The 10,511-nt window shown below is 74.5% G+C and carries 10 protein-coding genes; 6 read left to right on the top strand and 4 right to left on the bottom strand.

The features are described 5' to 3' along the window. Positions 1 to 2: 2 nt before the first annotated feature. Entirely contained in the window at positions 3 to 1,877 is a 1,875-nt protein-coding gene (locus AB0M99_RS31690; protein ID WP_365926566.1) for a hypothetical protein, read from the bottom strand. A 422-nt stretch (positions 1,878 to 2,299) separates the two neighbouring features. On the opposite strand from AB0M99_RS31690, the gene AB0M99_RS31685 reads away from it, so the two are divergent. Both AB0M99_RS31685 and AB0M99_RS31680 read left to right on the top strand, forming a co-directional pair. Then, positions 2,300 to 3,283 carry an XdhC family protein gene (locus AB0M99_RS31685; protein WP_365926564.1) on the top strand — a complete coding sequence of 328 codons (984 nt, stop codon included), beginning with the start codon at positions 2,300 to 2,302 and terminating at the stop codon, positions 3,281 to 3,283. A 70-nt stretch (positions 3,284 to 3,353) separates the two neighbouring features. Then, a complete protein-coding gene (locus AB0M99_RS31680) occupies positions 3,354 to 3,728 on the top strand; it encodes a DUF6479 family protein (RefSeq protein WP_365926562.1) in 375 nt (124 codons plus the stop codon). Positions 3,729 to 3,800: 72 nt separating this feature from the next. Here AB0M99_RS31680 and AB0M99_RS31675 read toward each other — a convergent pair whose 3' ends face one another. Together AB0M99_RS31675 and ligD are read right to left on the bottom strand one after the other, a co-directional pair. Continuing rightward, positions 3,801 to 4,700: an ATP-dependent DNA ligase gene (locus AB0M99_RS31675; RefSeq protein ID WP_365926560.1), complete on the bottom strand. Its 900-nt coding sequence runs from the start codon at positions 4,698 to 4,700 to the stop codon at positions 3,801 to 3,803. After that, positions 4,697 to 5,605 (bottom strand): non-homologous end-joining DNA ligase, encoded by a 909-nt coding sequence (ligD, locus tag AB0M99_RS31670; protein WP_365926558.1) that lies wholly within the window; start codon positions 5,603 to 5,605, stop codon positions 4,697 to 4,699. Before ligD ends, AB0M99_RS31675 begins: the two co-directional genes overlap by 4 nt. Positions 5,606 to 5,636: 31 nt before the next feature. On the opposite strand from ligD, the gene AB0M99_RS31665 reads away from it, so the two are divergent. Continuing rightward, a complete protein-coding gene (locus AB0M99_RS31665; protein WP_365926556.1) occupies positions 5,637 to 6,701 on the top strand; it encodes a Ku protein in 1,065 nt (354 codons plus the stop codon). Positions 6,702 to 6,717: 16 nt separating this feature from the next. Here AB0M99_RS31665 and AB0M99_RS31660 read toward each other — a convergent pair whose 3' ends face one another. After that, positions 6,718 to 7,530 (bottom strand): nuclease-related domain-containing protein, encoded by an 813-nt coding sequence (locus tag AB0M99_RS31660; protein ID WP_365926554.1) that lies wholly within the window; start codon positions 7,528 to 7,530, stop codon positions 6,718 to 6,720. A gap of 184 nt (positions 7,531 to 7,714) precedes the next feature. Between AB0M99_RS31660 and AB0M99_RS31655 the strand changes: the two genes are divergently transcribed. From AB0M99_RS31655 to AB0M99_RS31645, 3 genes are all read left to right on the top strand, one after another. Continuing rightward, positions 7,715 to 8,317 carry a hypothetical protein gene (locus tag AB0M99_RS31655; RefSeq protein WP_365926552.1) on the top strand — a complete coding sequence of 201 codons (603 nt, stop codon included), beginning with the start codon at positions 7,715 to 7,717 and terminating at the stop codon, positions 8,315 to 8,317. A 118-nt stretch (positions 8,318 to 8,435) separates the two neighbouring features. Then, entirely contained in the window at positions 8,436 to 9,131 is a 696-nt protein-coding gene (locus AB0M99_RS31650) for a hypothetical protein (protein ID WP_365926550.1), read from the top strand. After that, positions 9,128 to 10,363, top strand: a complete 1,236-nt coding sequence (locus AB0M99_RS31645; RefSeq protein ID WP_365926548.1) for a HAMP domain-containing sensor histidine kinase — start codon at positions 9,128 to 9,130, stop codon at positions 10,361 to 10,363. The genes AB0M99_RS31650 and AB0M99_RS31645 overlap by 4 nt, the downstream gene beginning before the upstream one ends. Positions 10,364 to 10,511 lie beyond the last annotated feature (148 nt).

Genomic DNA, 10,511 nt, shown 5'->3' with positions numbered 1-10,511 from the left:
GGTCAGTGCAGGGGGGTGGCGAAGGCCAACGGGCAGGGCGGGCCGTCCGATGGGCGGGGCGGGCCCATGGCCCTGGCCACGTCGGCGGCCGAGTCGGTGCCCGGCCGGAAGGAGCCGTCGCGGGACAGTGCGGCCCAGGCCGCGTCCTCGTAGCGTCTGACGGCGGCCCGTGCGTGTTCGCCGGGCGGCGACCCGGTGGCCGGGTCCGCTCGCGTCATCACCTGTACGTCGGCGCCCCGCAGGCGGTCGAGTTCGATCCGCCAGTCGGCGCCCAGCGGGCAGGGCGGCACCATTCCGTGCTGCCGCGGAGGTGCGGGCGGTCTGCGCGCGACGATCAGGACGATCCTGCGTACGGCCTCGTCGCCGCGGGCCGGTGCCGCGGCGAGGGGGACCAGCCCCTGGAGCGCGTCCTCCAGCGAGGACACCGTGTCCTGTCTGCGCCGTGCGGGCCGCCAGGTCTTCAGGACGGCGAGTGCCTGCTCGGCGGGGCCGGCCGGGACCGGCGGCATCAGGAGGACGCCCCGGGGGGCGTATCCGTTCTCGTGGATCGAGTGGTCGTAGTGGCCGATGACTCCGGTGCGCAGGCCCTTGCCGGTTCCGTGGTTGCGGGCGAGCGCGGTGATGAGGTCGCGTACGAAGGCCAGCCGCTCCTCGGTCTCGGCGTCGTTCGCGCCGCTCAACTCGACGGTGCAGAAGACCTCCAGCAGCGGAGGCCGGACGATCCTGCGGGGCAGGCCCCTGAGCAGTGCGGGCAGGTCCGGCACGGTCCGCTCCTCCTGCTGCGGGCTGCCGCCGGGGCCGACGAGGCCGACCTCACCGGGCCCTTGCAGGACGAAGGTCAGCCGGGCCGGCTCCAGCGCCCCGAGGGCGGTGCGCCGCACGCTCAGGACGGCGCCGCCGGGGCCGCCGCTCCCGGGATGCCCGACGGCGGGGGCGCCGGCCAGCACCGGCAGGAGTACGGAGGCGTTGTCGGTGGTCCCGCCGTGCACGGTGACGGTGGCGGTCGCGCTCCCCCCGGGCCGGAGCCGGGCGCCCGCGGGGAAGAGCACGTGGCTCTGCACGTCCACCGCGCCGGTCCGGCGGTCGGCCCGGGCCAGCAGCAGGGTGTGGTCCACGAGCAGTGGCGCGGTGCGCAGCAACTCCCGTACGGCCTGCACCGTCGTGGTCCCGGCGGCGGCCCCGCTCCCCCGGCCCAGTTCGGCCTGCGGGGCGCAGGTGGCGCGGGCGGTGGCCGCGGCCCGGTCCAGCAGGGTCCACCCGCTGTGGCGGGTCAGCAGGACCACGGGCCGGCCGGGGGACGCCGGTGCGGACGCCGTCAGCCAGTGCAGCACGGCCGCGTCGAATTCCCCGCGGCTGACCGGGGATAACTCGCCGATGCCGCCTGCGAGCTGGAATCGGCGAATGTCCGGGCGCCGGTCCAGCGCGGGGACGACGGAACGCCATTCCGTGCATCCGGCATCCATGTGCCGGGGTATTCCGTTCTCGTCCGCGTGCACCTTGATCACATTCATGTGATCGGGAGTGAGTTCGAGGAACCGCAATTCCTTGACGCGTCCGAAGATCAAATCATCGAGGATCTCGTCCGGGAGCGTCGGCGGTAAGTCCGCCGGACCGGCCGGCGCCCGCCGCGCGTCCTCGCCGGGCCCCGGGGGCCCGCCGCGGACCACCGTCGAGATCCCGCCGCCCGCCTCCGGTCCGCCGCCACCGTCACCGCAGAGCGCGGCGGCCCGTAGGTCCCAGGCGCGTCCGGCGGCTTGCAGGGCCGCGGCGGCCCGGCTCTTGTCCTTTTCGGTCAACTCCCCCAGGACCAGGTCCCCGTACATCTGCCAGCGGCAGCCGGAGCACCAGCCCTCCTCCCCTTCGGGAGCTGCGCACACAGGGCATGGCTGATCAATACGGGTCCCCCGCATCCGACGACTCCCGCCCCCCGGAGCAAATCGCCAATAACGGCCATTCGCGCGCTATTTCGAACCCTCGACGTCGCGCGACGGACATCTCTTGTCGCCCGGCTTCGGGGAATCATCGTGGCACAAGCGAGGCCGAATGTGACGCGTTTTGCGCACCCGCCCGCAACCCGATCACCCCTTCGGTTTCGGAACGTTCGCCCGGTTCGAACAGAGCCGGACGCAAGCGGTCACCCGGGAGTTCCGGTGGTCTGTACGAGGGGGGTCGGGCGGGTCTGTGGGATCTGGGGGGTGGGTAGGGCAAGGGCGTGTGCCTAGGGTGGTTCTTGAGGCCGCATCGCGCCGCTGACCAGGTGCTTTGCGGGAGAGAAGCGCAGAGGGATGGAGCGACGCGGATGCGTGAGCTGGCGGAGACGGCGCGGCAGTGGGTGGCCGAAGGGCGGGTCGCATACCTGGCCCGGCCCGTGACCGAGCAGGGGTTCGGGCCGCGGGACCCCGCCGGGGCCATGCTCGTGGACGCGCGGGGCCAGTGCGTCGGGTCGCTCTACCGCGGGGTCTTCGACGCCGAGCTCGCCGCCGAGGCCGCGGCGATGGGGCCGGGGCGTAGCGCCCGGGTGTGCGAGGTGTCGGTCGGCGCCGGCGAGGCCACCGAGGCCCGCCTGACCTGTGGCGGGCAGGCGGAGATCCTGCTCCAGTCGCTGGACTCGGTCCCCGCGCCGTGGTGGGAACTGCTCGGGCAGGGCGCCGGGGTGGCGCTGGTGACCCGGCTCGGCGCGGCCGCCGACGAGGCCGCGAGCGAGGTCGTACGGGCCGTGGACGCCCCGGGCAACGACGCCGAGCGGCGCGCCGGCGAACTGCTGGCCACGCGCCGGCCCGGGCGGGACGCGCTGTACGAGGGGTCCGGTCTGGTGCTCGTCGAGGCGTACCCGTCCGCGCCCCACCTGGTCATCGGCGGTGGCGGCGAGCTCGCCGGGATCATCGCCCGGCAGGCCGCCCTCCTGGAGTGGGGCGCGGAGATCGTGGAGTCGGCCGCGGACGCCGAGAAGCTGCTCACCGATCACCGGGACGCGGCCTGCCTGGTGCTGCTCAGCCACGAGCCGGACTTCGACGTGCCCACCCTGAGGACGGCGCTCGCGCTCGGGATCCCGTACGTCGGGGCGCTCGGCTCGCGCCGGACGACGGCCAGGCGCCGCGAGGGGCTGCTCGCCGCCGGGGTGGGCGAGGAGGCGCTGCGGGCCGTGCACGGGCCCATCGGGCTCGATCTCGGCGCGCGGACCCCGGCCGAGACGGCGCTGGCCATCTGTGCGGAGATCCTCGGGGTGCTCGGCGGGCGGGACGCGGGCGGGTTGCGGGACTCGGACGGTCCTCTTCGCGGGTAGAGCACCGGGCACCACCGGCCACCGGCCCCGGATAGGGCATATCGCACCGAAGTGCGGGAAAATAGTACGTATGGACACGACCCTGACCGATATCGCGTGGTTCCTGGTCGTCGGGCTTGCTGTGGTCGGCTTCCTGCTCGGCGGCTTCTGGCTGGGCAAGCGAGTCCGGGCGCAGGAACCCGCACCACCCACTGCCGAGAGCCAGCCCCACCTGCCCGACGGCGGTGCGGTCTACGAGGTCCGCGAGGAGCGGGAAGCCGTGGAGATCCCCAAGAGCGGCCTGCGCCCGCACGAGATGCAGGGCTACGGCAACTTCGGCTCCACCACCGCCAGCCACCAGGAGGACGTCCGGGCCGAGCGCGAGTCCGGGTACGAGCATCCGAACCCGCAGAAGCGGCCGCCCCTGGGCGGGCCGCCGACCATGGGCGGCGTGAAGCCCGCCTGACCCGATCCGCCCGAACCCGCCCGCCCGAACCCTGACCCGCGAACTCTGACTCGCGCCACCCCGTGGCGCGGGTCAGAGTTCCGTCCGCAGCCGCAGCACCTCGGGCGGCGGGTGGCGTGCCGACGCGTGCCTGACCTCCGCCGTCAGCGGCGGGTCGAGCGGGTGGAAGGGCACCTCGCCGAGGCCGATGGCGGTGACGGTCGCGCCCGGTCCGCCCGGCCCGGCCGCCCGCGCGCGGGTGGCGACGGCCGCCGCGACATCCGTGCGCAGCGCCGCCGTCAGGGGGCTGGACACCAGCGGCCTCTCGTCCCCGACGGGCAGTACGAGCACCAGGGCCAGGGGGCGCCGCGGGGTGCCGGTGTAGCCCACCACCGCCGCGTCGCGGACGTCGGTGTGGCGGAGCTTCTGCCAGGCCCGGCGCCCGGCCGGGTAGGCCTGGTCCAGCCGCTTGACGACCAGCCCCTCGATACCGCTGGCGGGCAGGGTCTCGTACCAGGTGGCGGCGAGCTCCGGGTCGGTGGTCATCGGCACCGGCTGCAGCGGCGGCCCGAGCGGGAGCAGCAGGTCGACCAGGAGCGCGCGCCGGCGTTCGTACGAGCGCGCACGCAGGTCGAGCCCTGCCAGCTCCAGCACGTCGAAGGCGGCGTACGAGGCCGGCAGGGTCTGCGCGAGTACGGCGGCCCGCGCGGCCGTCGCGGCGGCCGCGCGGCGCTGCACCAGGGCGAAGTCCGTGCGGCCGGCGTGCCAGACGACCACCTCGCCGTCGAGCACGGTCCCGGCGGGCAACTGCCGGGCGGCCGCGGCGAGGTCGGGGAAGGCGCTGGTGACGATGCGTCCGGAGCGGGCCTGGAGCGCCACGCCCTCGGCCGTGCGCAGCACCACCAGCCGGTGGCCGTCGAACTTCGGCTCGTACGCGAGGCCCGGCGCGCGCGGCAGGCTGCGTACGGGGGCGGCGAGCGCGACGGTGATCATGGCGTACGGGCCGGCCGGACCGGGGGCAGCCGCCCCGCCCGGCCGGGGTCGGTCAGCGGGCCGAAGAGGTCGCCGTCGCGCTCCAGCCGGGGCGGGATGTCGCCGGCGAGGAAGACCAGGCCGGCGGGGTCCCGGCAGGCCTCGACCTCCGCCCAGGAGACGGGCGCGGAGACGCTCGGCAGCTCCCGGGCGCGCAGCGTGTAGGGGGCGGCGGTGGTCTTGGCGGCGGCGTTCTGGCTGTGGTCCACGAAGATCTTGCCGGTGCGCAGGGCCTTGGCCATGCGGTGCACCACCAGGCCGGGCAGCTCGCGCTCGGCCTCCTGGGCGAGGGCCTTCGCGTACGCCGACACGCGGTCGGACGGGGTCGGCTCCAGGGGCACGGCCAGGTGCATGCCCTTCGACCCGGAGGTCTTGGCGTAGGCGGGCAGCCCGTCGGCCGCGAGCCGGTCGCGCAGCCAGAGCGCGGCCCGGCAGCACTCGACGACGGTGGCGGGCGGTCCGGGGTCGAGGTCGAGGACCATCCGGTCGGCGACGGCCGGGGTGTCGGCCGGCCACTGGGGGGTGTGGAACTCGACGACCAGGTTCGCGGCCCACATGAGGGTGGCCAGGTCGGCGACGACCACCTGTTCGGCGGAGAGGTCCTCGGAGCGGGGAACCGGGGTGGTCTTCACCCATGCGGGGGTTCCGGGCGGCGGATTCTTCGTGAAGAAGAGCTGGCCGTCCGGGCCGTCGGGATACCGCAGGAAGGACACCGGCCGGTTGTGGATGTGGGCCAGCAGCGAACCCGCGACGGTGGCGTAGTAGTGCAGCACCTCGCCCTTGGTGAAGCCGGTCCGGGGATAGAGGACCTTGTCGAGATTGCTGAGCGCGATGCGACGCCCCTCCACCATTGTGATCGGCGTCATACGATGAGACTGTCATGAAACAGGAGGAACCGTGCGATCCATTTGGAACGGGGCGATCTCCTTCGGCTTGGTCAGCATCCCGATCAAGCTGGTGAACGCCACTGAGAGCCACTCGATCTCCTTCCGCCAGATCCACCTGAGCGACGGCGGACGGGTCCGCTACCGCAAGGTGTGCGAACTGGACGGCGAGGAGGTGTCGGCCTCCGAGATCGGCAAGGGGTACGAGGAGGCGGACGGGTCCATCATCCCGATCACGGACGAGGACCTGGCGCAGCTGCCGATCGCGACCGCCAAGACGATCGAGATCGTGTCGTTCGTGCCGGCCGACGAGATCGACCCCTTGCAGATGGACGCCGCGTACTACCTCGCGGCGAACGGGGCCACGGCGGCCAAGCCGTACACGCTGCTGCGGGAGGCGCTGAAGCGGAGCCGGAAGGTCGCCATCGCCAAGTACGCGCTGCGGGGGCGGGAGCGGCTGGGCATGCTGCGGGTCGTCGACGACGTGATCGCCATGCACGGGCTGTTGTGGCCGGACGAGATCCGGGCGCCGGAAGGGGTGGCTCCGGAGGCGACGGTGTCGGTGCGGGAGGCCGAACTGGACCTGGCGGACGCACTGATGGCCACTTTGGGGGAGGTGGAGATGGAGTCGCTGCACGACGACTACCGGGAAGCCGTGGAGGCGATGATCGCCGCGAAGGCGGGGGGCGCGTTCGAGCCGACGGAGGCGGTGGTGGAGCCGGCCGGCGGGCAGGTGATCGACCTGATGGCGGCGCTGGAGAAGAGCGTACGGGAGGCCAAGGCCTCGCGCGGCGAGGGCGGTTCGGAGGCGGAGACGGAGACCGGGGCGCGGGCCGGGGCGGAGGTCACGCCGATCCGGCGGAAGGCCGCGGCGGCCGCGCCGAAGGCGGTGGGCGGCAAGAAGTCGACCGCGACGGCGGCCGGATCCGGCAAGAAGGCGGCCCCGGCCGCCAAGTCCACCGCCAAGTCCACCGCGGCCAAGTCGGCTTCGGCGAAGAAGTCGGCCACGGCCGCGGCGAATAAGGCCACCGCGGCCGCGAAGAAGACCGCCGCGCCCCGCAAACGCTCCTCGGCCTGAGGCGCGGGCCGACGGGCTACCGGGCTGCCGGCCGCCGCCAGGTGCGGTGGTCGCGGGCCAGCACGTAGAGGGCCTCGACGTCCGGGGGTTTGAGCGTGGTGGCGGCCGTCGTGAAGTACGGGGCCGCCGTGGGGGGCTGCAGGACGCGGATGTCGCGGACGCTCGGGGCCACCTCGACGCGGGTGGCGTCGACCAGCGCCAGCACCGGGGTGACCGGGGCCGTCAGCACGCGGGCGGCGTACCGCGCCGCGAGCCGGGCCCGGCGCGGGTCGGGGCGTGGTTCGGCGCGGCCCACCGTGAGGAGGAGGTCGCCGACCTGGGCGCGCTGACGGCGGCCCGGAACGCTGAGGACGCAGAAGACCCCGGGCGGGCCCAGGACCAGGTGGTCGATGCTGCCGACGCCCGGGACGGCGAGCGCGTGCAGGGCTCTCCAGCCCTGCGACTCCGGGAGTGCGTCGAGGACCTCGCCCATCCGCTGCTGGGCCGTGAGGTCCTGGCGCAGCCGGTGGCGTGCGCGGGTGCCCGCCGAACCGTGTTCCAGTTCGCCCAGCAGGCCCTCCCCCGGGCGGTTCGGGGCCAGGTCCTCGTCCGGCGGCAGGGCGAGACGGCGCAGGTCCGCGGCCGTGGGGACGGGGGGCGGGCCGATGGAGACCGTCCCGCTCAGGTAGGGACGCAACACCCTCAGGATCTCCTCGCGGCGGTCGTCCGCCAGGACGCTGATCCGGTTGGTCTGCCGGTCGTACCAGGCCACCGCCCGCCCGTCGGGCAGATTGACATACAGCCGGCCGCGGCCCGGCCGGCCGCTCGGCAGTACCTTGAGTCCCCGCATCGCCCTCACCCCCGCCGTCCATGGGAGCAGCCCGGGCGCCGCGCGGCAATCCCCCGGTTGTGTAACGACTCCGCCGGAACCCTGCTGCCCCGCTGTTACAAAACCAGCGCCCCACTGCAACGGCCGGTGCCTAGGTTGGTCCCACCTGGACACCCCAGGACCTGACCAGCACCGAAGGACTCTCGTGAGCACCGTCAGCCGCCGCACCCTCGTTCGCGCCGCCGCCGTGACCGCATGCGCCGCCGGCCTGCTGGCGCTCCCGGCCGCCACCGCGCTCGCCGAGGGGGTGCCGGCCGCCTCGGCCACGCAGCGGACCCTGGTCAAGACCCTCGCCCTCGCCGACGGCGTCTCCAGGGCCAACGTCTACCGCACGGCCAAGGACGCCTACCAGGCCGAGGTGCTGACCGCGGACGGCGCCACGGCCGCCACGCTGACCAGCCGGGACGGCGCGACCGGCTTCGGCGAGGCCGGGAACCTCCACCTCGCGCTGCGGCCCGACGGGCAGCTCAGCTCCTGGGCGGGCGACACCGTGCCCGCCGGCAGCCACGTCGTCACGCACAAGACCGGCACCCGCGAGGGCCGGGTCGTGCCCGCCTCCGCGTCCGGCTCCTCCGTCTCCGCCGCCGCCCCCGTGGCCACCGGGCCCGTCGAGGCGCTGCGTCTGAACACCCTGGCCGACGGGCCGGGCGACGGCGTCATGCTGCTCGCCGCGGGCGGCGGGATCACCGCCGTCGGAGCCGCCGGGCTCGGCTTCGCGATGCTGCGCCGCGGCCGTACGGACGGCTGAGGCGCCGCCGGGCCCGCCGCCGCGGTCACCGGGCGGGCCTCGTGGGCGAAGACCGCGCATCTCTGCTTACTGTTGACGCGACGCAGAGTCATGCCGCGGAGAGGAGGACGTACGGGTGGTGAGCATCCCCTCGCGCGCCCGCGCGGCCCTGGCGGCCCTGCCACTCCTCCTCCTGCTCCTGCCGGTGACCGGCTGCGGCGACACCGGGGGCCTGGCCAACGCCGGCCCCACCCCGACCGCGAGCGGACCCGTACACCTGTGGCCCGGGCGCAAGGGTGCGTCCGTTCCGCCCGCCGATCCCGGGGGCGCGCCCCCGGAGTACGTGCCGGGCATCGCTCCCGTGCGGGACCAGAACGTGCACTCCATCGACCCCGTCGCCCTCGTGCAGGCCGAGCTGCGGGCGCACCCGGACGCCCGGAGCGGCCCCGACGGGCTGTTCAAGGAGACCGCCGACGCGATCGAGGACTGCGGGGAGGACGGGTCCGCGCCCCAGGACTGCCCGGTGCTGACCCCGTACTACCGGGACCTCACCGGGAACGGCAAGGACGAGCTGATCATCGGCATCCGGCTGCCCGAGGACCAGATGTCCGTACGGGTGTACACCGCCGATGCCGACGGACGGCTCAACCGGATCATGGCGACCACCCAGACCCTGATCAGCGTGGAGCTGGCCGGCCGGGACGTGATCCTGCACATGCCGAGCGGCCTCGGCGGCTACGAGCTGATCAACGCCTGGTCCTGGGACGAGAAGCAGCGCAGCATGCTGCCGACGCGCGAGCAGATCGTACGGGTCCCCGCCCCGAGTTCGCCGTGAGGTTCCGGCTGCCTGCCTGGACGGCCACGCTGACCTGGAAGTCGGCGTGCTTCATCGTGGTGATGTGCTGCACGCTGGCGGCCGTACTGGGTGCGCTGGTGCATGTCGAGGTGACCCGCCAGACGGTCGCGACGGCGCGGGACAAGGCGCTGGGCAAGCTGCAGGACGCCTCGCGCGCGTACGAGGCGGGCGAGGCACTGCCACCGGAGTCGGGCCTGGACCCGGCCGGTCTGCCGGACTCGCTGCGGGCGCTGGCCCTGTCCGGGCACCGCGGGACGATCGTGGCCGACCACCAGGGCCGGCCGATGATGTGGGCGGCGGCTCCGGCCGACGGGAAGGCTCTGGCCACCGCGGTCGACTACGGCCAGAGCGCGCGGACGATCAGCGGGCTGGACAACGCGATCATCGGGTCCTCGGTACTGGCGATCGGCGGGACCCTGCTGGTCGGCGCCTTCGCCGTGACGCGGGTGACGCGCCGGCTGCACCAGACGGCGACCGTCGCCCGGCGGATCACGCAGGGCGACCTGGACGCCCGCGTCGGGGACCCCCGTACGAAGGGCCCCTCGCGGCACCAGGACGAGGTGGCGACGGTCGCGGGCGCGCTGGACACGATGGCGGGGAGCCTGCAGGCGAAGCTGCTGAGCGAGCAGCGGTTCACGGCGGACGTGGCGCACGAGCTGCGCACGCCGCTGACCGGTTTGCAGGCGGCCTCCGAACTGCTGCCGGAGAGCCGGGCCACGCAGTTGGTGCAGGAGCGGGTACGGACGATGCGCGGGCTGACCGAGGACCTGCTGGAGATCTCGCGGCTGGACTCGGGCAGCGAGGTGGTGGAGACGGACCTGCACCAGCTGGGGCGGCTCGCGCGGCGGGTGGTGCGGGCGTCGGGGACGGAGACGGAGGTCGTGGTCGTCCGCGACGCGCACGTGGAGACGGACCGGCGGCGGCTGGAGCGGGTGCTGGGGAACCTGGTGGCCAACGCGCACAAGCACGGCCGGGCGCCGGTGGTGGTGACGGTGGACGGGCCGGTGGTGACCGTACGGGACCACGGCGACGGGTTCCCGGAGTACCTGGTGGCGCACGGCCCGCAGCGCTTCCGCAGCGGGAGCCGGGGGCACGGGCTCGGCCTGACGATCGCGCTGGGCCAGGCCGAGGTCATCGGCGCGCGGCTGGAGTTCCGCGCGGCCGACGCCGGCGGCGCCCTGGCCGTCCTCACCCTCCCGGACCCCCCGTAGCCCCCCGCGCCTCAAGCGCCGGCGCGGCTGGATGTGCGTCTGCGGCGCCGCTGCCGGGGGCCGGCCCCCGGACCCCCGCGCCTCAAACGCCGGCGGGGCTGGATTTTGGCTGATGCCGCCCGCACCATCTCAGCCCCGCCGGCGTTTG

It is taken from the genome of Streptomyces sp. NPDC051183, assembly GCF_040682455.1.
Classification (GTDB): Bacteria; Actinomycetota; Actinomycetes; order Streptomycetales; family Streptomycetaceae; genus Streptomyces.
The sequence above is the reverse complement of the archived record's forward strand: the minus strand, read 5'-3'. Positions and strand labels throughout refer to the sequence as shown.